This window comes from Kitasatospora sp. NPDC053057, from assembly GCF_044546945.1.
Lineage (GTDB): Bacteria > Actinomycetota > Actinomycetes > Streptomycetales > Streptomycetaceae > Kitasatospora.
The window spans coordinates 1-24,638 of sequence record NZ_JBITZP010000020.1 but is presented as its reverse complement, the minus strand read 5'-3'; the positions used below and the strand labels follow the sequence as shown (position 1 = coordinate 24,638).

22 protein-coding genes and 3 tRNA genes are annotated in these 24,638 nt (G+C 70.9%); 3 read left to right on the top strand and 22 right to left on the bottom strand.

Annotated elements, in window-relative coordinates:
- Positions 1–111: 111 nt before the first annotated feature.
- From rpoB to ACIG5E_RS21540, 12 genes are all read right to left on the bottom strand, one after another.
- Complete coding sequence (gene rpoB, locus ACIG5E_RS21595; RefSeq protein ID WP_350503604.1) at positions 112–3,588, bottom strand: DNA-directed RNA polymerase subunit beta; 3,477 nt, start codon at positions 3,586–3,588, stop codon at positions 112–114.
- Between the two features lie 664 nt (positions 3,589–4,252).
- Positions 4,253–4,636, bottom strand: a complete 384-nt coding sequence (gene rplL / locus ACIG5E_RS21590) for a 50S ribosomal protein L7/L12 (RefSeq protein ID WP_396242212.1) — start codon at positions 4,634–4,636, stop codon at positions 4,253–4,255.
- Positions 4,637–4,726: 90 nt separating this feature from the next.
- Positions 4,727–5,290: a 50S ribosomal protein L10 gene (gene rplJ / locus ACIG5E_RS21585; protein ID WP_030290437.1), complete on the bottom strand. Its 564-nt coding sequence runs from the start codon at positions 5,288–5,290 to the stop codon at positions 4,727–4,729.
- A gap of 356 nt (positions 5,291–5,646) precedes the next feature.
- The gene (locus tag ACIG5E_RS21580) at positions 5,647–6,525 is read right to left on the bottom strand and encodes a hypothetical protein (RefSeq protein ID WP_396535604.1); all 879 of its coding nucleotides are present in this window, start codon (positions 6,523–6,525) and stop codon (positions 5,647–5,649) included.
- Positions 6,526–6,657: 132 nt separating this feature from the next.
- Entirely contained in the window at positions 6,658–7,605 is a 948-nt protein-coding gene (locus ACIG5E_RS21575; protein WP_396535602.1) for a hypothetical protein, read from the bottom strand.
- Between the two features lie 107 nt (positions 7,606–7,712).
- Complete coding sequence (locus ACIG5E_RS21570) at positions 7,713–8,537, bottom strand: hypothetical protein (RefSeq protein ID WP_396535600.1); 825 nt, start codon at positions 8,535–8,537, stop codon at positions 7,713–7,715.
- 115 nt (positions 8,538–8,652) lie between these two features.
- The gene (locus ACIG5E_RS21565) at positions 8,653–9,435 is read right to left on the bottom strand and encodes a hypothetical protein (protein ID WP_396535598.1); all 783 of its coding nucleotides are present in this window, start codon (positions 9,433–9,435) and stop codon (positions 8,653–8,655) included.
- 232 nt (positions 9,436–9,667) lie between these two features.
- Entirely contained in the window at positions 9,668–10,390 is a 723-nt protein-coding gene (gene rplA / locus ACIG5E_RS21560; protein ID WP_030290441.1) for a 50S ribosomal protein L1, read from the bottom strand.
- A gap of 106 nt (positions 10,391–10,496) precedes the next feature.
- Positions 10,497–10,931, bottom strand: coding sequence for a 50S ribosomal protein L11 (gene rplK, locus ACIG5E_RS21555; protein WP_030232334.1), 435 nt, complete (start codon positions 10,929–10,931; stop codon positions 10,497–10,499).
- A 165-nt stretch (positions 10,932–11,096) separates the two neighbouring features.
- Positions 11,097–11,993: a transcription termination/antitermination protein NusG gene (gene nusG / locus ACIG5E_RS21550; RefSeq protein WP_396535595.1), complete on the bottom strand. Its 897-nt coding sequence runs from the start codon at positions 11,991–11,993 to the stop codon at positions 11,097–11,099.
- 207 nt (positions 11,994–12,200) lie between these two features.
- Complete coding sequence (gene secE / locus ACIG5E_RS21545; RefSeq protein WP_396535593.1) at positions 12,201–12,527, bottom strand: preprotein translocase subunit SecE; 327 nt, start codon at positions 12,525–12,527, stop codon at positions 12,201–12,203.
- 150 nt (positions 12,528–12,677) lie between these two features.
- Positions 12,678–12,750 (bottom strand) — tRNA-Trp (locus ACIG5E_RS21540).
- Positions 12,751–13,036: 286 nt separating this feature from the next.
- Between ACIG5E_RS21540 and ACIG5E_RS21535 the strand changes: the two genes are divergently transcribed.
- Both ACIG5E_RS21535 and ACIG5E_RS21530 read left to right on the top strand, forming a co-directional pair.
- Entirely contained in the window at positions 13,037–14,284 is a 1,248-nt protein-coding gene (locus ACIG5E_RS21535; protein WP_396535591.1) for a pyridoxal phosphate-dependent aminotransferase, read from the top strand.
- Between the two features lie 127 nt (positions 14,285–14,411).
- Positions 14,412–15,461 (top strand): adenosine deaminase, encoded by a 1,050-nt coding sequence (locus tag ACIG5E_RS21530; RefSeq protein WP_396535589.1) that lies wholly within the window; start codon positions 14,412–14,414, stop codon positions 15,459–15,461.
- Here the strand turns inward: ACIG5E_RS21530 and ACIG5E_RS21525 are convergent.
- From ACIG5E_RS21525 to ACIG5E_RS21490, 8 genes are all read right to left on the bottom strand, one after another.
- Entirely contained in the window at positions 15,458–16,501 is a 1,044-nt protein-coding gene (locus tag ACIG5E_RS21525) for a UDP-N-acetylmuramate dehydrogenase (protein WP_396535587.1), read from the bottom strand. The genes ACIG5E_RS21530 and ACIG5E_RS21525 overlap by 4 nt on opposite strands.
- Positions 16,502–16,564: 63 nt before the next feature.
- Positions 16,565–18,016 (bottom strand): MFS transporter, encoded by a 1,452-nt coding sequence (locus ACIG5E_RS21520; RefSeq protein WP_396535777.1) that lies wholly within the window; start codon positions 18,014–18,016, stop codon positions 16,565–16,567.
- A 197-nt stretch (positions 18,017–18,213) separates the two neighbouring features.
- A complete protein-coding gene (locus tag ACIG5E_RS21515; RefSeq protein ID WP_396535775.1) occupies positions 18,214–18,792 on the bottom strand; it encodes a TetR/AcrR family transcriptional regulator in 579 nt (192 codons plus the stop codon).
- Positions 18,793–18,950: 158 nt separating this feature from the next.
- A complete protein-coding gene (locus tag ACIG5E_RS21510) occupies positions 18,951–19,373 on the bottom strand; it encodes a MaoC family dehydratase (RefSeq protein WP_396535585.1) in 423 nt (140 codons plus the stop codon).
- Positions 19,374–19,378: 5 nt separating this feature from the next.
- Complete coding sequence (locus ACIG5E_RS21505) at positions 19,379–19,837, bottom strand: MaoC family dehydratase N-terminal domain-containing protein (RefSeq protein ID WP_396535583.1); 459 nt, start codon at positions 19,835–19,837, stop codon at positions 19,379–19,381.
- A gap of 129 nt (positions 19,838–19,966) precedes the next feature.
- Positions 19,967–20,131, bottom strand: coding sequence for a 50S ribosomal protein L33 (rpmG, locus tag ACIG5E_RS21500; protein ID WP_006604855.1), 165 nt, complete (start codon positions 20,129–20,131; stop codon positions 19,967–19,969).
- Positions 20,132–20,214: 83 nt separating this feature from the next.
- Positions 20,215–20,287 (bottom strand) — tRNA-Met (locus ACIG5E_RS21495).
- 43 nt (positions 20,288–20,330) lie between these two features.
- A tRNA-Thr gene (locus tag ACIG5E_RS21490) sits at positions 20,331–20,403 on the bottom strand.
- 227 nt (positions 20,404–20,630) lie between these two features.
- Here ACIG5E_RS21490 and ACIG5E_RS21485 point away from each other — a divergent pair.
- Positions 20,631–21,899, top strand: a complete 1,269-nt coding sequence (locus tag ACIG5E_RS21485; RefSeq protein ID WP_396535581.1) for a hydrolase — start codon at positions 20,631–20,633, stop codon at positions 21,897–21,899.
- A 65-nt stretch (positions 21,900–21,964) separates the two neighbouring features.
- Here ACIG5E_RS21485 and ACIG5E_RS21480 read toward each other — a convergent pair whose 3' ends face one another.
- Positions 21,965–22,639 (bottom strand): response regulator, encoded by a 675-nt coding sequence (locus tag ACIG5E_RS21480; RefSeq protein ID WP_396535579.1) that lies wholly within the window; start codon positions 22,637–22,639, stop codon positions 21,965–21,967.
- Positions 22,632–24,638: ATP-binding protein (locus tag ACIG5E_RS21475; protein WP_396535577.1), on the bottom strand; the 2,007-nt coding region annotated here is incomplete at its 5' end. The genes ACIG5E_RS21475 and ACIG5E_RS21480, both read right to left, overlap by 8 nt.

Below are 24,638 nucleotides of genomic sequence, written 5' to 3'. Positions count from 1 at the left end.
GTCAAGCCCTCTTTCGTGATTCGAGAGTTTGTCTGTGGTCTGAGGGGGGCCTGGGGGCGGGCCGGCTGCGCACTCTGCTTGATTCAGAAGCGCGAGCCGGCCCGACCTCCGTCAGACCTCTTCGACGCTGCTCGGCTCGCGCCGGGACAGGTCGATGCCGAGCTCTTCGGCGGCGCGGAAGACGTCCTCGTCGGAGTCCCGCATCTCGATGGACTGGCCGTCCGAGGACAGCACCTCCACGTTGAGGCAGAGCGACTGCATTTCCTTGATGAGAACCTTGAAGGACTCGGGAATGCCGGGCTCGGGGATGTTCTCGCCCTTGACGATGGCCTCGTAGACCTTCACGCGGCCGAGGACGTCGTCGGACTTGATGGTGAGCAGCTCCTGCAGGGCGTACGCGGCACCGTACGCCTCAAGGGCCCACACCTCCATCTCACCGAAGCGCTGACCACCGAACTGCGCCTTACCACCGAGCGGCTGCTGGGTGATCATCGAGTACGGACCGGTCGAACGGGCGTGCAGCTTGTCGTCGACCAGGTGGTGCAGCTTGAGGATGTACATGTAGCCGACCGAGACCGGCATCGGGAACGGCTCGCCGGAGCGGCCGTCGAACAGGCGGGCCTTGCCGGTGGAGTTCACCAGGCGCTCACCGTCACGGGTGAGGGTGGTGTTGTCCAGCAGACCGGTGATCTCGTCCTCGCGGGCGCCGTCGAAGACCGGGGTGGCGAGGTTGGTGCCACCGGCGACCTGGTCGGCGCCGATCGCCTGCAGGCGCTGGGCCCACTCGTCGGCGAGACCGGAGACGTCCCAGCCCTGCTTGGCGAGCCACCCGAGGTGGATCTCCAGGACCTGTCCCGGGTTCATTCGGGACGGGACACCCAGCGGGTTGAGGATGATGTCGACCGGGGTGCCGTCCTCGAGGAAGGGCATGTCCTCGACCGGGAGGATCTTGGAGATGACACCCTTGTTGCCGTGACGGCCGGCGAGCTTGTCACCGTTGGTGATCTTGCGCTTCTGGGCCACGTAGACGCGGACCAGCTGGTTGACACCCGGGGGGAGCTCGTCGCCCTCCTCGCGGTCGAACACGCGCACGCCGATGACCTTGCCGGACTCACCGTGCGGGACCTTCAGCGAGGTGTCGCGGACCTCACGGGCCTTCTCACCGAAGATCGCGCGGAGCAGGCGCTCCTCGGGGGTCAGCTCGGTCTCACCCTTCGGGGTGACCTTGCCGACGAGGATGTCACCGGTGACGACGTCGGCGCCGATCCGGATGATGCCGCGCTCGTCCAGGTCCGCGAGGACCTCCTCGGAGACGTTCGGGATGTCCCGGGTGATCTCCTCGGGGCCGAGCTTGGTGTCACGGGCGTCGACCTCGTGCTCCTCGATGTGGATCGAGGAGAGGACGTCGTCCTGCACGAGGCGCTGCGACAGGATGATCGCGTCCTCGTAGTTGTGACCCTCCCACGACATGAACGCCACGAGCAGGTTCTTGCCGAGGGCCATCTCGCCCTCGTCGGTGCACGGGCCGTCGGCCAGCACCTGGTTGACCTCGACCCGGGCGCCCTCGTCCACGAGCACCTTCTGGTTGAAGGCGGTGCCCTGGTTGGAGCGGGTGAACTTGGCGGCGCGGTACGTGGTGTACGTGCCGTCGTCGTTGGCCACGGTGACGTAGTCGGCCGAGACCTCCTGCACCACACCGGACTTCTCGGCGGTGATGACGTCGGCGGCGTCGACGGCGCAGCGGTACTCCATGCCGGTACCGACCAGCGGGGCCTCGCTCTTCAGCAGCGGCACCGCCTGGCGCATCATGTTCGAGCCCATGAGCGCGCGGTTGGCGTCGTCGTGCTCGAGGAACGGGATCATGGCGGTCGCGACCGACACCATCTGGCGCGGCGAGACGTCCATGTAGTCGATCTCGGAGCCCGGGATGTAGTCGATCTCGCCACCACGGCGGCGGACCAGGACGCGCGGCTCGGCGAAGTGCAGGTCCGCGGTCAGCGGGGCGTTCGCCTGGGCGATGACGTAGCGGTCCTCCTCGTCGGCGGTGAGGTAGTCCACCTTCTCGGTGACGACACCGTCGACGACCTTGCGGTACGGGGTCTCGATGAAGCCGAAGGCGTTGACCCGGCCGTACGAGGCCAGCGACCCGATCAGACCGATGTTCGGGCCTTCCGGGGTCTCGATCGGACACATGCGGCCGTAGTGCGAGGGGTGCACGTCACGGACCTCGAAGCCGGCGCGCTCACGGGAGAGACCACCGGGACCGAGGGCGGACAGACGACGCTTGTGGGTCAGGCCCGACAGCGGGTTCGTCTGGTCCATGAACTGCGACAGCTGGCTGGTGCCGAAGAACTCCTTGATGGAGGCGACGACCGGCCGGATGTTGATCAGGGTCTGCGGCGTGATCGCCTCGACGTCCTGGGTGGTCATGCGCTCGCGCACGACGCGCTCCATGCGGGCGAGACCCGTACGGACCTGGTTCTGGATGAGCTCGCCGACGTTGCGCAGGCGGCGGTTGCCGAAGTGGTCGATGTCGTCGACCTCGACCACGATGTCGCGGCCGGTCTCGTCACGCCACTCGGTCTCACCCGCGTGCAGCTTCACCAGGTACTTGATCGCACCGATGATGTCGGGCTCGGTGAGCACGCCGGAGTCCAGCGACTCGGCGTTGCCCAGCTTGCGGTTGAGCTTGTAACGACCGACCTTGGCCAGGTCGTAGCGCTTCGGGTTGAAGTACAGGTTCTCCAGAAGCGTCTGCGCGGCCTCACGCGTCGGCGGCTCGCCCGGACGCAGCTTGCGGTAGATGTCCAGCAGCGCGTCGTCCTGGCCCTGGGTGTGGTCCTTCTCCAGGGTGTTGCGCATCGACTCGTACTCGCCGAACTCCTCGAGAATCATCTCGTTGGTCCAGCCGAGAGCCTTCAGCAGCACGGTGACGGACTGCTTGCGCTTGCGGTCGATGCGGACGCCGACCATGTCGCGCTTGTCGATCTCCATCTCCAGCCAGGCACCACGCGAGGGGATGACCTTGCAGGAGTAGATGTCCTTGTCGGACACCTTGTCCAGGGTGGAGTCGAAGTACACACCCGGGGAGCGGACCAGCTGCGACACGACGACACGCTCGGTGCCGTTGATCACGAACGTGCCCTTGTGGGTCATGAGCGGGAAGTCGCCCATGAAGACCGTCTGAGACTTGATCTCACCGGTCTCGTTGTTGGTGAACTCGGCCGTGACGAAGAGCGGAGCCGCGTACGTGAAGTCGCGGTCCTTGCACTCGTCAATGGAGTTCTTCGGCGGCTCGAAACGGTGGTCGCGGAAGGTCAGGGACATCGACCCGCTGAAGTCCTCGATCGGCGAGATCTCCTCGAAGATCTCCTCCAAACCGGACTTGGTGGGGACGTCCTGACCAGACTCCAGCGCCTGCTCGACCCGGGACTTCCAGGCCGCGTTGCCGAGCAGCCAGTCAAAGCTCTCGGTCTGCAGGGCCAGGAGGTTCGGGACCTCGAGGGGCTCCTTGATCTTCGCGAACGAGACGCGGAGCGGGGCGGTGGATGCGGCGGAATTGTTCGAGGCGTTGCGCGGCGCGGCCAAGAGGGGGGTCCTTCCGAGGGCTCGGAGCTCACTACGCGCGTACCAGCCGGGCCTGCTTGGGCTTGGAGCCGCCTCCCTCGCCGCTGGCCTCTGCCAGGGTCGAAATCCCAGGTCAGAGCCGCTTTGCGGAGGCAGTGCCAGACCCCATCAGGGCAACGCAAACTCCGGGCGACGAGTCACGGAGAAGCTAACAGGCAGCGCAAAGGGACAGTGTAGCCAATGGCCACACTGCTGTCCAGCTCTGATTCGGAAACCGAATCGGAGACTCCTCCCGGTAGCCGGGGGCGCGGACGCCCACCGGGTACTGCTCTAACTCACGTGGAGTCATTTCCCGCCCGAGCCGCTGGTTATGCATCCAGCGGCGAACCAACCCGGGCGGACTCGCGCCTTGAGAATCGCGCGCCCCGCCAGGTTCGTCAAGGGCCCGCCGGCGGCGCGGACCTCGACCCGTCTATCGGCCCGAACCCCTCCGGCGTTACAGAAGCCGTGGTCGGGACCAGTGTCGACGACGGTGATCACCATACTCCTCGACGCCGACAGTACCGAGTGAGCGATCGGCCACACCGGTGGTTCTCGGACGGCTCCGGGAACGCAAAAGAGACCGGGCCGACCACCCACAAGGGTGATCGGCCCGGCCTCAGGCCCCCTCAGAGGGGGCGAGAAGTCACTTGACGGTGACCTTGGCGCCAGCGGCCTCGAGGGCAGCCTTGGCCTTCTCGGCAACGTCCTTGGCAACCTTCTCCAGGACCTTGGCACCGGCGGTGTCAACGAGGTCCTTGGCCTCCTTCAGGCCGAGGGAGGTCAGGGTGCGCACCTCCTTGATGACCTGGATCTTCTTGTCGCCCGCACCGTCGAGGATGACGTCGAACTCGTCCTGCTCCTCGACGGCCTCAGCGGCGGCACCGGGGACACCGGCGGCGGCGACGGCGACCGGGGCGGCGGCGGTGACGTCGAACTTCTCCTCGAAGGCCTTCACGAAGGCAGCGAGCTCGATGAGGGTGAGCTCCTCGAACTGCGCGAGCAGCTCGTCCTGGGACAGCTTCGCCATGATTGGCGTCCTTCCACTAAATCGGCAGGTGGTGCCGGATGTACGGGTTGGCGGGCGTACGGGCCCGCAGCGAGGCGTGAGCCTGCCGAATTACTCGGCGGCCTCGTCCTCGGCGGCGGGAGCCGGCGTACCGGCACCGCCCTGCTCGACCTTGTCGCGCAGCGCGTCCACGGTGCGGACGAGCTTCGACGGCAGGGCCTGGAAGAGCGCGGCAGCCTGGGACTGCTTGGCCTTCAGGGCACCCGCCAGCTTGGCGAGCAGCACCTCGCGGGACTCGAGGTCCGCGAGCTTCTTGATCTCATCGGCGGACAGCGCCTTACCGTCAAGGACACCGCCCTTGATGATGAGAGCGGGGTTCTCCTTGGCGAAGTCACGCAGAGCCTTCGCCGACTCCACCGGGTCACCGGTGACGAAGGCAACAGCCGTCGGACCGTTGAACAGGTCGTCGAGCTCGGAGATCCCGGCCTCGTTGGCCGCGATCTTGGTCAGCGTGTTCTTCACCACGGCGTACTCGGCGTTGTCGCCGAGCGAGCGACGCAGGGTCTTGACCTGCTTCACCGAGAGACCGCGGTACTCGGTCAGCAGCGCCGCGGAGGAGCCACGGAACTTGTCCGTGATCTCGGCAACGGCAGCAGCCTTGTCGGGCCTGGCCATAGGCTTACGCCTCCTTCCGTGATGTCGAAGTCCGGCCGACCGTGAAGTCGACCATTCAGGCCTCGAACCGACCGGACGGAAGGAAGGCTCTTGCGAAATGCAATGAGCCCCGGTGCGCAGGCGCACGGGGCTCGGAACGACCTCGACGGGCGGCCGCGCGGACGCGGTACCCGGAAGTCGAAGCTCCAGACACACCTGCGCGGGCCGCCTGCGACGAAGCGCAGATCCTTCGGCCACCTGCTCCCTGACGGGCGCGGCGACAACCAGCGGTCTTTGGCTTCGGCAACAGTAACCGGACTCGTCCGGACGACGCAAATCGCCCTCGGACGGGTGAACCCGGGCGGGTCAGGGGCGGTTCAGCGGGCCAGTGGGGAGACCGTCCGGACGCCGGTGTCCACGGTGTCCGTCTCGGCCGGGGCCTGGGCCGAGAGCAGCGGGCCGGCCGGGTCGGAGTAGAGCACCGAGTCGTCAGCCCGGCCGCTGTCCCCGTTGCCGGTGCGCTGGAGCCGGACCAGCTGGTCCTTGTCGTTCAGCCAGAGGTCCAGGGTGAGCGAGATCGAGCCGCCGGGGGCCAGCGCGGCCCGAAGGCCGTCCCGGCGGGCCTGGGTCAGCCCGGTCTGGGCGGCCGCGTACTTCTCGGCGGTGGTGGTCACCCGGTAGTGCTCGACGGTCGAGTCCTCGTACTTCTCCTCGCCGACGAAGCTCGCGTCCGCCCCGTCGGCGGTGGCCGCGGCCAGCGCCTCGACCGGGTTCAGCAGGTCGATCAGCCCCGCGTACGGGACATCCTTGTGGCCGTCCGGGTCGGGCGGGACGGAGAAGCGCTCCCAGTGCTTTCCGCCGTTCCTGGCCGCGGTGGCGGCGTCGCCGCCCTGGTAGGCGACGGTGTCCACGACGATCAGCTGCTCGGCGTCCCCCGGGGTGGAGCGCTTGATCTGCAGCGCCGTCTTGGGCGCCCAGAACAGCGGACCGGACCCGGCGTCCGCGCCCAGCCGGTAGCTGACCTTGGCCCGGCGGGCGGTCTGCATGGCCAGCTCGGCGGAGAGCAGCACCCCGTGCGGCGAACGGTCGGTCGGCTTGGCCGGCCCGGTCGAGGTGGCGGTGGTCGGCGAGGCACTGCTCGCGCTCGACCCGGCGGACGGCGCGGCGGGCGCGTCGTCGCCCCCGCCGCAGCCGGTCAGTCCGCTCGCGAGCACGGCGACCACGGCCAGTGCCGCCAGCCGCTGCCGTCCCGCCATCGTCCGTTCCTCTCTCACCGGGCCACCTTGCCATCCGGACCCGGATCCGCCGGTGGCGGCCCCCTGGTCGGACCCCACCGGCCCCGGCCCGTCCACCGGTCGGACGAGTCGGGGCCGGAACGGGGACCGGGGTCAGCTGTCCGCGGCGGCGTTCTTGCCGAGCTTCGCCAGCTCGGTGATCTCGATCGTGTCGGACTTGTCCGGCGCGGTCGTGGTGACCGGGGTGCCGTAGTCCGAGTAGGTGACGGTGACCTTCATCGCGCCGGCCTTGGTGTCGGCCTGCTCGCTCCGCTTCACCACGAGCTGGTCGGCGTCCACCCAGACGTCGATGGTCTCGCTGGTGATGCCCATGGCGGACAGCGACTTCTTCATCCGGTCGAGCTGCTCGGCGGTCAGCTGGCCGCTGTTGGCCTTCGCCATGTCGGCCACGTTCAGCTCACCGCTGTAGTGGGTGGCCGGCTTGCCGTTCACCGTCTCCTGGCCGACCTCGGTCACGCTGCCGGAGGCGATCAGGGTCCGCACGCCCTCCACGGGGTCGGCCTTCTTGAACTGGTCGGCACCGCCCGCGCCGCCGCCGGCGGCGGCGCCCTGCATCTTGGCCACGTCGTCGTAGCCGATGTGCACCCAGTGCCGCCCGTCGGACGCCTGCAGGGCGTCGCCACCGAGCTTCATGTACATACCGTCCGTGACGAACCGGTAGACGAAGGCCGTGCCGCCGATGCTGGTGGTCATCTTGTCGGCACCCGGCATGCCGGACATGTCCATCGTCATGTCGCCCTGGAGACCGTCGCCCCAGGCCATCGCGCCGTCGGCCTTCATGGTGATGCCGCCGATCGCGATCGACTCGGTGACCTTGGCGGACTTGGCGGCGCCGGTCTTCTTGCTGACCTGCTCCAGGAAGACCGCCGGGCTCACCTTGACCGGTGGGGCCGCCTGGGTGGTCGCGGCGGCGGCAGCCGTGGTCGGCGCGGCCGGGGCCGCGTTCTTGCCGGCGGAGTCGTTGTTGTCGTTGCAGGCGGTCGCGGTCAGCGCCAGCGCGGCGAGGACGACGGCGACGGCGGCCTTACGGGTTCCAGCCATGGTGTTCCCCCCTTGAGAACCCCCGGGCGCGCGGTGCGCCCGGGGGTGGTAGCCGGTGGTTGCTGCGGATCGGCCCGGAGCAGCGCCGGTGCGAGCGTCCGGCCGGATCAGCCGAACAGCTTGAGCAGGTCGGCCTGGGAGCCGAGGTCACCGGCGGCGGGCGCCTCGACCTTGGTGCCCTTGCCCAGGTCGGAGTACTTGACGGTGGCGGCCTTCGACTCGCCGTTGGTGTCGCCGTACTCCTGGTACTTGACGAGCTCCTGCTTGTCGTTCAGCCAGAAGTCGATGGTGAGGGTCTTCCCGTCCTGCTCCAGCGTCTTCTGGACGGACTGGCGCTGTTCCGGCGTGAGCGCGGTCATCCCGGCCACCAGGGTGGCGGTCTCCTCGACGGCCCGCAGGTGGGTGGTCTGGACGCCGTCCACGCTCTCCTGGCCGACCTTGCTCAGCTTGCCGGTCCCGGCCGCGATGGTGAGCTGGGCGACCGGGTTGGTCATCTGACCCATCACCACGAAGGCGCCGCCCATCTCCTCCGAGGTGGGCACCTTGATCCAGTGCTTCCCCTGCAGGGCCGCGGCGTCGTCGCCGCCGACGTAGGCGTCGGCCCCGATCACCCGGATCTTGAGCTTCTTGCCGTCCATGTCACTGGACACGTCCAGGGCGACCTTGCCCGGGTCCTTCCAGTCGACGGTGCCGGCGCCGCCCGGGCTGGAGGGGTCGGGGGAGGTCATGGTGACCTTGCCGTTCCCGGCCTTCTGCATCACCAGGGCGGCGGCGGTGAGCGCGGCCTTCGGGTCCGCGGTCAGCCCGGCCGGGACCGACCCGGCGTCCTTGGTGTCACCGGCAGCCTTGCTGTCGCTGCCGCCCTTGTTGCCGCAGGCGGTGGCGCCGGCCAGCAGGACGGCGGCGGTCACGACGGTAGCGGCGAGACGCACGGCACGCATGGAAGTACCCCCCGTAAGTTCTTCGGAAGAGCCGATCCTCAGCTTCTTCTCACGCGGACTCTAACGGATCGCCCGGGCCGACCCGCACCGGATATCCCCCCTGCCGTCACCCGGCCGCGGCGGGCGTGGTGTCCCCCGCCCCGGAGGCTGAGACATCCGTCGTGGTCACCGTGGTTCCGGCAGTCCCCTGCGCCGTCTCGCGCAGTCGCAGCAGTCGCCGGCCCGGCCCGACCCAGACGTCGTAGCCGATCTGCGCGACCCCGCGCTGCCGGTACCAGTCGACCACCGCGGCCAGCCGCTGGGGGCTCAACTCCCCGTCCGCGCCGAAGTAGTCGGCCACCGGGGCGGCGCCCCGGTAGTGCGCGACGGTCGCCCCGGCCAGCTGCTCGCCGCCGAGCGAACCGAGCCGGTCGCTCTGGGCCATCGCGTACGCCCGGCTGCCCGGGTTGGTGACCAGCGTGCTCATCCAGCCGCCCGCGTAGCCGCCGGGGTCGATGCCGGCCTTCGGGTCGAGCGACTCCGCGGTGGTGCGGTCCGCGTGCTTGGCCGCGGCGCCCTGGTAGGCGAGGTCGATCGCGCCGTCGTGGAGGGCCAGCTGCCCGGTGCCCAGTTCGTCGGTGACGGCCAGCGCGGCCTCGTCCCGGTCCCCCCAGACCAGCGTGCCGCTCGCGGTGCGCCGGCCGTCCGGGCCCTCCCGCACCACGTCGATCCGGGCGCCGCCGGTGTCGTCCAGCGCCTGGGCGGCCGCGAGCACCACCTGCTTGGGCGGCACCGGCGCCGGCTCGCCGGGGACCTGGGTGCCGGGGGCGGCCAGCATGCTGCAGCCGCTGGCGGCGCCGAGCAGCAGCAGGGCCGCCGCGAGCGCGGCGGGGCGAAGGGCGGGCGGCACGGCACACTCCGGCGGTCACAGGTTCCCCATATGAACTGACCGGCAGAGCGTACGACGACTCGGTCAACCGTTCCCATCCGCCCGTGTTCCGATCCCGCAACCGTTTCCGCCTCCCGGGCCGTGCGGGGCCGGGCAGCGGCCGGACAGCGGCCGGAAACGAACGACGGCGGGCCCGCCCCCCCGGTGAAGGGGGTGCGGGCCCGCCGTACGGACTGCTCTAGAGCGCTGGGGCTCAGACCGCGGCCGGGTCCTCCTCGACGAGGAGGTTGCGGGTGCGGTTCGGGTCCACCTGGATGCCGGGGCCCATGGTGGTCGAGAACGCGGTCTTCTTGATGTAGCGGCCCTTGGCGGCGGACGGCTTGGCGCGGAGCACCTCGTCCAGCGCGGCGGCGTAGTTCTCGACCAGCTGCTCGTCGGTGAAGGAGGCCTTACCGATGATGAAGTGCAGGTTCGAGTGCTTGTCGACGCGGAACTCGATCTTGCCGCCCTTGATGTCGTTGACAGCCTTGGCGACGTCCGGGGTCACGGTGCCGGTCTTCGGGTTCGGCATCAGACCACGGGGACCGAGCACGCGGCCCAGGCGGCCGACCTTGCCCATGAGGTCCGGGGTGGCGACGACGGCGTCGAAGTCCAGCTTGCCCTTCGCGACCTCGTCGATCAGCTCGTCGGCACCGACGATGTCGGCGCCCGCAGCACGCGCGGCCTCGGCACGCTCGCCGGTCGCGAAGACCAGGACCCGAGCGGTCTTACCGGTGCCGTGCGGGAGGATCACGGTGCTGCGGACCATCTGGTCGGCCTTGCGCGGGTCGACGCCCAGACGCATGGCGACCTCAACGGTGCCGTCGAACTTGGTGGTGCTGGTCGCCTTGGCGAGGCGGACGGCCTCGAGGGGGGCGTAAAGGCGCTCGCGGTCGACCTTGGCGTCCGCGGCCTTCAGAGCCTTGCTGCGCTTCACTGCTGCTCCTGAATGGTGATGGGAGTTGTGGTAGTCAACGGGCCTGCGCAGGCCCTACCACGGGGAACGGCTGAGCCGGATCTGTCCCTGACGGAACGGGGGCTGGTCAGCCCTCGACCGTGATGCCCATCGACCGGGCGGTGCCGGCGATGATCTTCTCCGCCGCGTCCAGGTCGTTGGCGTTCAGGTCGGGCATCTTGGTGGTGGCGATGTCGCGGACCTGGGCGCTGGTGAGCTTGGCGACCTTGGTCTTGTGCGGCTCGCTCGAGCCCTTCTCGATACCGGCGGCCTTCAGGATGAGGCGCGCGGCCGGCGGCGTCTTCGTGATGAAGGTGAAGGAACGGTCCTCGTAGACCGTGATCTCCACCGGCACGATCATGCCGCGCTGCGACTCGGTCGCAGCGTTGTAGGCCTTGCAGAACTCCATGATGTTGACGCCGTGCTGGCCCAGCGCGGGGCCGACCGGCGGCGCCGGGTTGGCCGCGCCGGCGTTGATCTGGAGCTTGATAAGCCCCGTGACCTTCTTCTTCTTGGGAGGCATGTCTCTCCGGGTCCTTCCGAGAGGTGATTGCTGGTGCGTGCGGAACCGGGGCGACACCCGGTCGCCAGCACACACATCGGACCAGGCTAACGCGTCAGCGCCGCTGGACCAAAACGGATCCGGGGCAGGGCCCTCGGCCCCGCCCCGGATCCGAAGACCGTATGACTAGTTCTTCTGGATCTGGTCGAAGGAGAGCTCGACCGGGGTCTCCCGGCCGAAGATCTCGACCAGGCCCTTGACCTTCTTCGAGTCGGGGTTGATCTCGTTGATGGTCGCCTGCAGGGTCGCGAACGGGCCGTCGGTGACGGTGACCGAGTCGCCGACCTCGAAGTCCAGCACCTGGATCTCGGTCGGCTTGACCGGCGAGGGCTTGCCGGCCTCCTTGGCGGCCTGGCGCTCGACGTCCGGGGCGAGCATCTTGACGACCTCGTCCAGGGTCAGCGGGTACGGGTCGTAGGCGTTGCCGACGAAGCCGGTGACACCCGGGGTGTTGCGCACGACGCCCCAGGACTCCGGGGTGAGGTCCATGCGCACCAGGACGTAGCCGGGGAGCTTGTTCTGGCGGATGGTCTTGCGGTCGCCGTTCTTGATCTGGACGACCTCCTCCTGCGGCACCTCGGCCTGGAAGATGTACTCCTCGACGTTCAGCGAGACGGCGCGCTGCTCCAGGTTCTGCTTCACCCGGTTCTCGTAGCCGGCGTAGGTGTGGATCACGTACCACTCGCCCGGCATGAAGCGCAGGTCCTCGCGGAACTTGGCGACCGGGTCGACCTCGACCTCGGCCTCGGCGGCCTCCTCGGCCTCCTCGGTGGACTCCTCGTCGGCGAGCTCCTCGGTGCCGGCCTCCGCCGCGGCGACCTCCACGTGCAGAGCGGACTCCTCGGCGGCCTCGCCGGCCTCGGCCTCGTCGTACGCCTCGACCTCGTCCTCGTCGCTGTCCGCGGCGTCGACGATCTGCTCGGCGGACTCGGCGTCGTCAGCCAGCTCGGCCGCGTCCAGCTCGGCGGCGACATCCGCCTCGCGGACGGTCTCGTCGGCGTCGTACAGGGGGGACTCAGACACGGTGGCTGCTTCTTTCCTGGAGATGGTGAAGGTGGCGCGCTCCGAAACCGGACCGGCGCGCGGCCGCTCGCGCGGGCGCCAGGAAAGGTCTCGGAGACTTCAACAGTACCGAGTCCACGGTACGCGCGCGTACGTCCGCCGCCGACAGCTCGACCCGGACCGATGATTCGGCCCGGGTCGGGAGGTGGTTCGGAGGTGGGGGCTCGATCAGCCGAAGACCAAGAGGCTCAGCTTGGCGAAGCCGTAGTCGAGGCCGTAGACGAAGCCCATCACGACCACGACGAAGGTCACCACGACCGCGGTGTAGTTGGTGAGCTCGCTCCTGGTGGGCCAGACGACCTTGCGCAGCTCGGCGATGATCTGGCGGTAGAACAGGCCCATCCGCGCGAACAGGCCCTTCTTCGCCCGCTTGCCGGACTTCTTCTGCTTGCCGGACTTCTTGTCGCCCTCGGCAGCAGTGGTCTCGGCAGCGCCGTCGGTCCCCTCGGGGTTGCCGCTCTCAGGCGTTGCGGTGGAGCCCGTGGTCTCCGTCACTCGTCCTCACCTGAATCCGGGTCCGGCCGAACATCGCCTGCGTACCCGTTTCAGGCACGAGCGGTCGGCTTAAGCGGTGCTGATCGGTGCCCTCTCCGCATCAAGCCCGCTCGCTCTGTGGAGCGAACGGGCTGAATACGGATCAAGCAGCAGGGCAAGAGGGACTCGAACCCCCAACCGCCGGTTTTGGAGACCGGTGCTCTACCAATTGAGCTATTGCCCTACGGAACCTCGCGGCTCCTGGTGGCGACCAACCTACCGTATCTCCCCCCGCCGTCTGTACAGGCGGTGAAAGCTCCGGTCTTTTTCGGTGGGCCGTCGAGGAGCGAGTGTACGTGGTCGGAGGCTGTTTGGTCGAACCTCTTCTTCCGGGGCCACCGCCCGCCCGGCGGATGTCCGGCCCGGCGCGGCGATCACCGGCGGATCGGCGGGGGCCGCCATGCGGACGGGGCCGTACGGATGGTGAAACCGCGATGACCGGTCCGTCCCGGTTCTGCGACGATGCAGGCATGAGCGCTTCCACCCCGCAGCCCGACCAGTCCATCCGCCCCGCCGACCGCCGGGTCTCCGCCCGGATCGGCGCGATCGCCGAGTCCGCGACCCTCGCAGTGGACGCCAAGGCCAAGGCCCTCAAGGCGGCCGGCCGTCCGGTGATCGGCTTCGGTGCCGGCGAGCCCGACTTCCCCACGCCGGACTACATCGTCGAGGCGGCCGTCGAGGCCTGCCGCGACCCGAAGAACCACCGCTACACCCCGGCGGGTGGCCTGCCCGAGCTGAAGGCCGCGATCGCCGCCAAGACGCTGCGCGATTCGGGCTACGAGGTGGACGCCTCCCAGGTGCTGGTCACCAACGGCGGCAAGCAGGCGATCTACGAGGCCTTCGCCGCGATCCTGGACCCGGGCGACGAGGTCATCATCCCGGCCCCGTACTGGACCACCTACCCGGAGTCCGTCCAGCTGGCCGGCGGTGTCCCGGTGGAGGTCGTGTCCGACGAGACCACCGGCTACAAGGTCTCGGTCGAGCAGCTGGAGGCCGCCCGCACCGAGAACACCAAGGTGGTGCTCTTCGTCTCGCCGTCCAACCCGACCGGCGCGGTGTACACCGAGGCCGAGGCCGAGGCGATCGGCCGCTGGGCGCTGGAGCACGGCCTGTGGGTGCTCACCGACGAGATCTACGAGCACCTGGTCTACGGCGACGCGAGCTTCACCTCGCTGCCGGCCCTGCTGCCCGAGCTGGCCGACAAGTGCATCGTGGTCAACGGCGTCGCGAAGACCTACGCGATGACCGGCTGGCGGGTGGGCTGGGTGATCGGCCCCAAGGACGTGATCAAGGCCGCGACCAACCTGCAGTCGCACGCCACCTCGAACGTCTCCAACGTCGCCCAGCGCGCCGCGCTGGCCGCCGTCGCGGGCGACCTGTCCGCGGTGCACGAGATGCGCACCGCCTTCGACCGCCGCCGCAGGACCATCGTGCGGATGCTCAACGAGATCGAGGGCGTCGTCTGCCCCGAGCCCGAGGGCGCGTTCTACGTGTACCCGTCGGTCAAGGCCCTGCTGGGCAAGGAGATCCGCGGCCAGCGCCCGCAGACCTCCGGTGAGCTGGCCGCCCTGATCCTGGACGAGGCCGAGGTCGCGGTCGTCCCGGGCGAGGCCTTCGGCACCCCCGGCTACCTGCGGCTCTCCTACGCGCTCGGCGACGCCGACCTGGTCGAGGGCATCGGCCGGGTCCAGAAGCTGCTCGGCGAGGCCCGCGACTGACCTCTCGCCGACCCCGGGCGTCAACCTGACATACGGGATTCACCCGGCATACCGCCCTCTTTCACCCCTTCGGGGGATGGAAAGAGGGCGGTTCCCGTTTGGGGGCCGCATACGGCAGTATCGCCGAATGGAACGCCTGTTGAACCCGCGAGACGTCAGGGGCCTCCCGAAGGCCCACCTGCACCTGCACTTCACCGGCTCGATGCGGCCCGCCACCCTGCTGGAGCTGGCCGACAAGCACGGCGTCCGGCTGCCGGAGGCCCTCAGCTCCGGCGAGCCGCCCAAACTGCGGGCCACCGACGAACGCGGCTGGTTCCGCTTCCAGCGCCTGTACGACACCGCCCGCTCGGTGCTCCGCGACGAGTCGGACATCCGCCGGCTGGTCCTGGAGACCGCCCAGGACGAGCGGCGGGACGGCTCCCGCTGGCTGGAGATCCAGGTCGACCCGACCTCCTACGCGCCCCGGCTGGGCGGGCTGATCCCCGCGCTGGAACTGATCCTGGACGCGGTGAAGCACGCCGCCGAGGCCACCGGGGTGGGCATCCGGGTGCTGGTCGCGGCCAACCGGATGAAGTCCCCGATGGACGCCCGGACGCTGGCCCGGCTCGCCGTCCGCTACGCCGATCACGGCGTGGTCGGCTTCGGCCTCTCCAACGACGAGCGCCGCGGCCTGGCCCGGGACTTCGACCGGGCCTTCGAGATCGCCCGCAAGGGCGGGCTGATGGCCGCCCCGCACGGCGGCGAGCTGGCCGGCCCGGAGTCCGTCCGGGACTGCCTGGACGATCTGGGCGCCGGCCGGATCGGCCACGGCGTCCGGGCCGCCGAGGACCCGCGGCTGATGGCCCGGCTGGCCGACCGTCAGATCACCTGCGAGGTCTGCCCGTCCTCCAACGTCTCGCTCGGCGTCTACGAGCACCCCGAGGCGGTGCCGCTGCGCCGGTTGTTCGACGCCGGGGTGCCGCTGGCGCTCGGCGCGGACGACCCGCTGCTGTTCGGCAGCCGACTGGCCGCCCAGTACGACCTGGCCCGGGACGTCCTGGGCTTCAGCGACACCGAACTCGCCGAGCTGGCACGGCAGTCGGTGCGCGGCTCGTGCGCGCCGGAGTCCGTCCGCAAGGAGCTGCTGGCGGACATCGACGCCTGGCTGGTGGACGGGCACGCCCCTACGGGGGCCTAGAGCTTGACGCCCACCATCACCGGCTCGTTCACCAGCTCCACCCCGAAGGCCTCGCGGACCCCGTCCCGGATCTCCCGGGCCAGGGCCAGCAGGTCCTCGGCGGTGGCCGCGCCGCGGTTGGTGAGCGCCAGGGTGTGCTTGGTGGAGAGCGTCGCCGGGCCGTCGCCGTAGCCCTTGCCGAAGCCCGCCCGGTCGATCAGCCAGGCCGCCGAGGTCTTGGTGCAGCCCTCCGGGGCCGGGTAGGCGGGGGCGTTCTCGGTGCCCGGGCGGGTGCGGAAGGACTCGTACTGCGCCGCCGTGAGCACCGGGTTGGTGAAGAAGGAGCCGGCCGACCAGGTGTCGTGGTCCGCCGGGTCGAGCACCATGCCCTTGCCGGCCCGCAGCCCCAGCACCGCGTCGTACGCCTCGACCAGCGGCACCGGCTCGCCCTGCTCGACACCGAAGTGCCTGGCGACCTCGGCGTACTTGACCGGGGTGGAGAGCCCCGCGCGGTCCGCCAGGGCGAACCGCACCCGCAACACCACGTAGCGGTCCGGCTCGGCCTTGAAGCGGCTGTGCCGGTAGGAGAACGCGCACTCGGCGTTCGTGAGGGTGACCACCTCGCCCGCCGCGCGGTCGTAGGCGACCACCTCGGTGACGGTCTGCGCCACCTCCTGGCCGTACGCGCCGACGTTCTGCACCGGGGTCGCGCCGGCCGAGCCGGGGATGCCGGCCAGGAACTCGATCCCGGCCAGGCCGTGCTCGCGCACCGCGCGGGTGACCGCCTCCGACCACACCTCCCCGGCCGCCAGCTCCAGCACCGTGCCGTCCAGGGCGAAGCCGGTGGTGGCGATCCGCAGCACGGTGCCGGGGAAGCCGGCGTCGCCGATCACCAGGTTGGAGCCGCCGCCGAGGACCAGCAGCGGCTCGCCCGCCGCGTCGGCCTCGCGGACGGCGGCGATCACCTCGTCGTCGGTGTGGGCGGTCACCAGGCGGCGGGCCGGGCCGCCGAGCCGGAGCGTGGTCAGCGGGGCGAGGGGGGCGTCGTTTTCTACCAGCACGCCCACCAGCGTACGGGGACGGGGGCGGCCGGTCGGCCGCCCCCGGTGGCCCGCGCCCACCGCTCAGGCCTTCGAGACCTCGGCCGGGACGGCGTCCTCGACCGCCGGCGTTCCCGACTCGACCGGCGCGGCCGCCGCTCCCGGTTCGACCAGAGCGGCCACCGCGGGCGACTCGGTCACCGCGGGCCGCCCGCCCGGCTTCCGCCGGCCCGGCAGCAGCAGCCCGCAGGCCCCGGCCGCCAGCACCACCGCGGCGCCGACGTACAGCGCGGGCCCCATCGCGTGGACGAAGGTCCCCGCCGTGCCGTCGCCGCCCTGCTCCGAGAAGACCGCCGCCAGCACCGCCACCCCGAGCGCGCCGCCGACCTCGCGCAGCGCGTTGTTGGCCCCGGAGGCGATGCCCTGCTCCTCCGGCCGGACGCTGTCCATCACCATGGCGGCGGTCGGCGCGAAGTACATCGACATCCCGACGCCGCACATCACCACGGCGGGCACCACCGGCCCGTACGCGTAGTGGTCCATCCCGGTGTTGATCACCGCGTACAGCGCCAGGCCGACGCCCTGCAGCGTCAGGCCGAGCACCACGATCGGACGGCCGCCGAAGCGGTCGGCCAGGATGCCGGCGAGCGGCGCGACGATAAGCCCCACCCCGGTCCACGGGAGCATCCGGACGCCGGCCTCCTGCGGGGTGTAGCCGCCGACGGTCTGCAGGTGCTGGCTGATCAGGAAGATCGAGCCGAACATCCCGAGCGACATCAGCAGGCCGGAGGCGTTGACGGCGGTGAAGGTCCGGTTGCGGAACAGCCGCATCGGGAGCATCGGGTGCTTCGCGCCGCGCTGCTCGTAGCGGACGAAGGCGAGCAGCAGCAGCGCGCCGCCGGTGAGCGCGCCCAGCACCAGCGGGCTGGTCCAGCCGTCCGGGTTGCCGCGGATCAGGCCGAGCACCACGCCGAACAGGCCGAGGCTGACCAGCACCGTGCCGACGGCGTCCAGCGCGGGGCTCGCCCCCCGGCTCTCGCGCAGCCGCCAGGCGGCCAGCGGGATCAGCACGACGCCGACCGGCACGTTCACCCAGAAGATCCACTGCCAGGAGAGGTTCTCGGTCAGGGTGCCGCCGACCAGCGGCCCGGTGGCGATGGCGAGACCGTTGACGCCGGCCCAGATGCCGAAGGCCATCCCGCGCTTGACCGCTGGGATGGCGGCGGTCAGCAGGGTGAGGGTGAGCGGCATCGACACCGCGGCCCCGACGCCCTGGACGGCACGGGCGGCGATCAGCGCGCCGATGCCGGGCGAGAGCGCGGCCGCGGCGGAGCCGGCGGTGAAGAGCGAGAGGCCGACCACGAACATCCGGCGGCGGCCGAAGCGGTCGCCGAGCACCGCGCCGAACATCAGCAGCACGGCGAAGGAGAGGGTGTAGGCGCTGACCGTCCACTCCAGGTCGGACAGCCCGCCGCCGAGCTCCTCGCGGATGGACGGCAACGCGGTGGTGACGACCAGGTTGTCCAGGGCCGCCATGAAACCGGCGAGGCTGGTGATCACCAGGGTCCAGACGCCGGTGCGTCCGAGGCCCGGTTTCTCGGTCGCGGGCTCCGTCGTGTTCTTCGTCGTGATCTCCGTCATGACTCCACTTCCCCCAGAGTTTCCCAGATAGTTATTGATCACTAACTTTCGAGGGCCGAAAAAAGGCCGCACGGACTCCGCCGTGCGACCCGCTACTCCCCGCCCTCGTGCCCGTCCTCGCGATCGTCCTCGCGCCCGTCCTCGCGATCGCCGAAGCCGTCCCAGACCCGGTGCTCCCGGGGGAAGCCCAGCGCCACCAGGGCGTTGATCAGCATGCCGTACGCGAAGAACTCCGTGGTGCCCTGCACGTCACCGCCGACCCGCTCCCGGACCCGCTCGAACAGCTCCCCCCACAGCTGCCGGGCGGTCTCGCCGATCTCGTCCTCCCCGGCCATCCGGGAGGCGAACACCGAGACGTAGAGCTGCATCTGCATCATGAGCTGCTCGCTGTCCTCGACCAGGCCCATGTACGCCTCGGACATCGCCGCGGCGGCCTCCTCCCCGGTCAGCCCGACGGACGCCTCGTCGAAGACCCGCCAGGTCTCCTCGATGCAGCGCTCCGCGGCGGCCGTGAAGATCGCCTGCTTGCTCGGGAACAGCCGGAACAGGTACGGCTGCGAGACGCCCACCCGACGGGCGATCGCCTCGGTGGAGGTGCCCCGGTAGCCGTTCCTGGCGAACTCGATCACCGCAGCCCGGACGACGCTCTCACGCCGCTCCTCCGCACTCATCCGCATGCTCGTCTTCGCCACGGAAACCAAGTTAGTGACCAATCACTATCTCTGCAAGCGCGAAAAACCGCCTCGAAGCCCGTCGAACGGGCCCCGGGGCGGCTGACCTCGGAGAACGGCCTGGGAAAGCGCCGGGAAGAGGCCGGAGAACGAGGGCCTCAGGCGAGCCGGACGACCGCCCTGGACATCCCGAGCACCTTCTGCCCGCCCGAGGTGGCCAGCAGGTCGACCTGCACCGTGCGGTCGTCCAGCTTCTTGGCGACCTTGGCCGAGACCTCGATCACCGCGCCGACCCCGTCGTTCGGCACCGGCACCGGCCGGGTGAAGCGGACGCCGTACTCGACCACCGCAGCCGGGTCGCCGACCCAGTCGGTGACCACCCGGATCGCCTCGGCCATGGTGAACATGCCGTGCGCGATGACGTCCGGCAGGCCGACCTCCAGCGCGAACTTCTCGTTCCAGTGGATCGGGTTGAAGTCGCCGGAGGCGCCCGCGTAGCGCACCAGTGTGGCGCGGGTCACCGGGAAGGACTGTGCCGGCAGCTGGGTGCCGACCTCGACCTCGTCGTAGTTGATCGCCATCGCGCTCACTCCCCCGCCTCGTCGGCGGCCCGGGCCACCAGCGTCATGATCGCCGTCACCACGTGCTCGCCGGTCTCGTCCGCCACCTCGCCGCGCACCGTGAGCACGTCGTTGCCCGCCAGCGACTTGATGTTGTCGATGGTGACCGCGACCGTCAGCCGGTCGCCGGCCCGCACCGGACGGGTGTACCGGAACTTCTGGTCACCGTGCACCACCCGGCTGTAGTCCAGGCCCAGCTCCGGATCCTCGACGACCTGGCCGGCCGCCTGGAAGGCGATCGCGAACGGGAAGGTCGGCGGGGCGATCACGTCCGGGTGGCCCAGCGCCTTCGCGGCCTCCGCGTCGGTGTACGCCGGATTGGCGTCCCCGATCGCGATCGCGAACTCGCGGATCTTCTCCCGGCCGACCTCGTAAGGATCGGTGGGCGGGTAACTACGCCCGATGAAGGACGGGTCGAGCGCCATGGCAGCTCCTCGGAACGCGGGTGGAAACGCGGACGGATACGAAAAAGACTCCGGGCCACACCCCTGTTGAGGGATGCGGCCCGGAGTCGAAGACCTGAATTCACACAGGCCCGGCGCCCTGCGACAGGGTCAGCGGGTCTCGCGGTGCGCAGTGTGCGAGTTGCAGCGGGGGCAGTGCTTCTTCATCTCAAGACGGTCCGGGTCGTTACGCCGGTTCTTCTTGGTGATGTAGTTCCGCTCCTTGCACTCCACGCAGGCCAGCGTGATCTTCGGGCGGACGTCGGTGGCAGCCACGGGAGTGCCTTCCTTGGACAACGAATAAGAACACAACAAGAGTAGCCGACCGGGAGTGCGATCTCCCGACCGACTACGCGGGGTAGCGGTGACCGGACTTGAACCGGTGACACAGCGATTATGAGCCGCTTGCTCTACCAACTGAGCTACACCGCCACAGTGATCAGCAGCACAACCGAAGCTGACTGCCTTTCACCAGAGCCCCCATGCGGAATCGAACCGCAGACCTTCTCCTTACCATGGAGACGCTCTACCGACTGAGCTATAGGGGCGAACGAGGAAGAGATTACACGTTCCGCGCCCAGAGGTGAAATCCGTATCCCGGGGCGAAGACCGCAGGTCGGCGAGGTGCACGGACGGCCGATCCAAGGCCGGGCGTTCGATCGGCCCGCGAGCCGCGCGCCCCGAGCCGATACGACTATTGCCCGCCTCCCGGCGGCCCGCCCCCGTGCGCCATAGGCTCGACGCTCATTGGCCGGGTCACGAGAAGGAGCCGTCGATGGACAGCGCAGCCGCCGACGGGCCGGACTCCGGGCCCGGCCCGGCGGCCAACCCGCTCGGACACGGCCCGGTCCTGCTGCTCACCGGAGCCCGACTGGCCGACGGACGGGTGGTGGACGTCCGGATCAGCGGCGACCGGATCCAGGCGGTGGGCACCGTCGGCAGCCTCGGCCCGTTGCCCGCCCTGCCCGGTGCCCCCACCGTCACCACCGGCGCCCGGATCGACCTCCGGGGCTACCTGCTGCTCCCGGCCCCCGCCGAGGCGCACGCCCACTACGACACCGCCTTCTCCGCCGCCCTGCCCACCCCGCCGCCGGACGCCCCCGCCGACCTCACCCGCAGGGTGACCGAGGCCGCGCTGACCTCGCTCGGCTACGGCGCCACCGCCCAGCGCACCCACGTACGGATCGGCGACGTGCACGGGCTGAGCCGGCTGGAGGCGGTGCTCACCGCCCGCCAGGCGCTGCGGGGCCTGGCCGAGCTCCAGGCGGTGGCGATGCCCCGGCTGCTCACCGGCCGGGCCGGCGCGGACGGTCGCGCCCAGCTGCGCGAGGCCCTCAAGCTGGGCGCCACGGCGGCCGGCGGCTGCCCGGAGCTGGACCCGGACCCGTCCGGGTACGTGCACCTGCTGCTGGAGGCCGCCCGGGAGGCGGACTGCCCGGTGGACCTCCACACCACCGCCGCGGACGCGGCCCAACTCGCCCGGCTGGCAAGCGTCTTGGCGCCGATGCGGCCGCGGGTGACGCTCGGCCCGTGCGGGGCGCTGGCCCCCGGCGCGTCCACCGTGCTGGCGACCAGCGGGGTGCGGGTGGTCTGGCTGCCGCAGAACGGCGGCTGCACCGGGCTGGAAGGCCGGCCCTCCGGTCCGCGGCCGGGCCTGGTCCGGGAGTTGGCCGCGGCCCGGGTGCCGCTGGCGGCGGGCAGCGGCGCCCTGCGGGACCAGTCCAACCCGGTCGGCCGGGCCGATCCGCTGGAGTCCGCCTATCTGCTCGCGGCGGGCGGAGAGTTGACGCCGGAGGCGGCGTACGACGCGGTGGCGAACCAGGCCCGGGCGGCGCTCGGGCTGCCGCCGGTCCGGGTGGACGCCGGGTTCCCGGCGGAGCTGCTGGCGGTGCGCGGGGACAGCATGGCCGGGGCGCTCGCGGGCGGGCACAGCCGGCTGGTGGTGCACAGCGGCCGGGTGGTCAGCCGGACCAGCGCGGTCCGGGAGTTCGCGGACACGGTGGCGCTGGCGCTGCCCCGGCAGTCCGGCGGCGCGGACTGCTGAGGGTGGCAGCCAAAGGGGCGCGCGCCTTGCGTCGCGCGCCCCTACGGCTACGGCTACGGCTACGGCTACGGCACGTACCGGTACCCGATCCCCGGCTCGGTGATCAGGTGGCGCGGACGGGCCGGGTCGCGCTCCAGCTTGCGGCGCAGCCCCGCCAGGTAGACCCGCAGGTAGTTGCCGCGCGACTCCTGGGCCGGCCCCCACACCTCGCGCAGGATCTGCCGCCCGGGCACCAGCCGGCCGGGGTTGGCGAGCAGCAGGCCGAGGATCCGCCACTCGGTCGGGGTGAGCCGTACCGGGCCGCCCGGGCCGAGCACCGTGGTGGCCGCGAGGTCGACGGTGTGGTCGCCGATCACCGGCCGTTCCGGCGGGACGGCGCCCAGCGGCCGGCGCAGCACCGCCCTCAGCCGGGCCAGCAGTTCGTCCATCAGGAACGGCTTGGTGAGGTAGTCGTCGGCGCCCGCGTCGAGGGCTCCGATCTTGTCGGCGGCGTCGGACCGGCCGGAGAGCACGATGATCGGCATCGGGCTGCGGGTGCGCAGTCCGCGCAGCACCTCCATGCCGTCGAGGTCGGGCAGGCCGAGGTCGAGCAGGACGGCGTCCGGGACGGAGTGCGCTGCCCGGTCGAGCGCCTCCCCGCCACTGGCGGCGGTGCGGACGGCGTACCGCCGGGCGCTGAGGTTGATCCGCAGGGTGCGCAGCAGGGCCGGTTCGTCGTCGACGACGAGGATCTCATTCATGCGGTGGCGCCTCCCCAGTGGCGGTGTGCTCGGTGGCGAAGGGCTCGGCGGTGTGCTCGGTGGCGGCGGGCAGGGTGAGCAGCATGGTGGTGCCGCCGCCGGGGGTGTCCTCGACCTCCAGGCTGCCGCCCATGGCCTCGGCGAGGCCGCGGGAGAGGGCGAGGCCGAGGCCGACCCCGGTGGTGTTGTCGGTGTCGCCGAGGCGCTGGAAGGGCAGGAAGACCCGGTCGCGGTCCTCGGGGGCGATGCCGGGGCCGCGGTCGATCACCCGGATCTCGACCTGGTCGGCGTGGTGGCTGGCGGTGACCAGGACGGGCGCGCCGGGGGCGTTGTAGCGCAGCGCGTTGGTGATCACGTTGGCGAGCACCCGTTCCAGCAGCGGCGGGTCGGCGAGCACCGGCGGGGCGCCCTCGGGGATGTCAACAGTCAGGTCGATCGGCTGGACCGGCGCGTACGGGTCGGGGAGGCTGTCGAGCGCCCTGGGCAGGACCTCGTCCAGGTGGGTCTCGGTGAGGTGCAGGGTGAGCGCGCCCGCCTGGAGCCGGCTCATGTCGAGCAGGTTGTCCACCAACCGGGTGAGTTTGACCAGCGACTCGTCGGCGGTGGCGAGGAGTTCGGCCTGGTCCTCGGGCGAGAACTCGACGTCGGGGCTGCGCAGCGAGCCGACCGAGGCGCGGGCGGCGGCGAGCGGGGTGCGCAGGTCGTGGCTGACGGCGGCGAGCAGCGCGGTGCGCATCCGGTCGGCGGCCTTGATCGGCTCGACCTCGGCGGCGACCACGGCCAGCCGGTCGCGTTCCAGCGCGGCGCCGACGTGGGCGGCGAAGGCGGTGAGGACGCGCTGGTCGGCGGCGGGCAGCCGGCGGCCGGTCAGGACCAGGACGGCGTCGGCGCCGACCGGGACCTCGGTGGTCTCGTGCGGCGCCTCCCCGTCGTCCGGGTGCTCGGCCGCGCAGTGGGCGAGCACCTCGCCGTCGGAGCGGGAGAGCAGCGCGACGGTCCGCATGCCGAAGGCCGTCCGGGACTTCTCCAGCAGGGCGGGCAGTGCGTCGGCGCCGCGCAGCACGCTGCCGGCCAGGGTGGAGAGGGTCTCGGCCTCGGCGGTGGCGCGGGCGGCCCGGCTGGTGAGCCGGCTGGCGTGGTCGACCACGGTGGAGACGGCGAGCGCGATGGCGGCGAAGACCACCAGGGCGACGATGTTGTTGGTCTCCCCGATGGTCAGGCTGTGGATCGGCGGGATGAAGTAGTAGTTCAGCAGCACCGAGGCGATGAACGCGGCCAGCAGGGCGGACATGGCGCCGCCGAGCAGGGCGACGATGACCACGCCGAGCTGGAAGATCAGCGCGTCGGTGGTGAGGTTGATGCTGGCGTGGGCCTGGGAGAGCACGGCGGTGAGCAGCCAGGGCAGCACGAAGCCGGCCACGTAGCCCGCGACGGTGCGGCGCCGGGAGTGGCGCCGGCCCAGCGAGGGCAGCCGGCCGCGGCCGGTGAACTCGTGGGTGACCATGTGGACGTCGATGTCCTCGGAGGCGTCCACGGTGGTCTCGCCGATGCCGGGGCCGGTGAGGAAGCGGTTGATCCGGCCGCGGCGGCTGGTGCCCAGCACCAGCTGGGTGGCGTCGTGGGCGCGGGCGAAGGCGAGCAGCGCGGTGGGGATGTCGTCGCCGACCACCACGTGGTAGCTGCCGCCGAGGGTCTCGACCAGCCGGCGCTGCTGGGCGAGCGCGCCGGAGGAGGCGCCGGCCAGGCCGTCGCTGCGGGTCACGTGGACGGCCAGCAGGTCGCCGGCGGCGGTGCGGTCGGCGATCCGGGCGGCGCGTCTGATCAGGGTCTCGCCCTCGGGGCCGCCGGTGAGGGCGACCACCACCCGCTCGCGGGTCTCCCAGACCCGGTCGATGCTGTGGGCCGCCCGGTAGTCGCGCAGCCCCTCGTCGACCCGCCCGGCCACCCAGAGCAGGGCGAGTTCGCGCAGGGCGGTGAGGTTGCCGACCCGGAAGTAGTT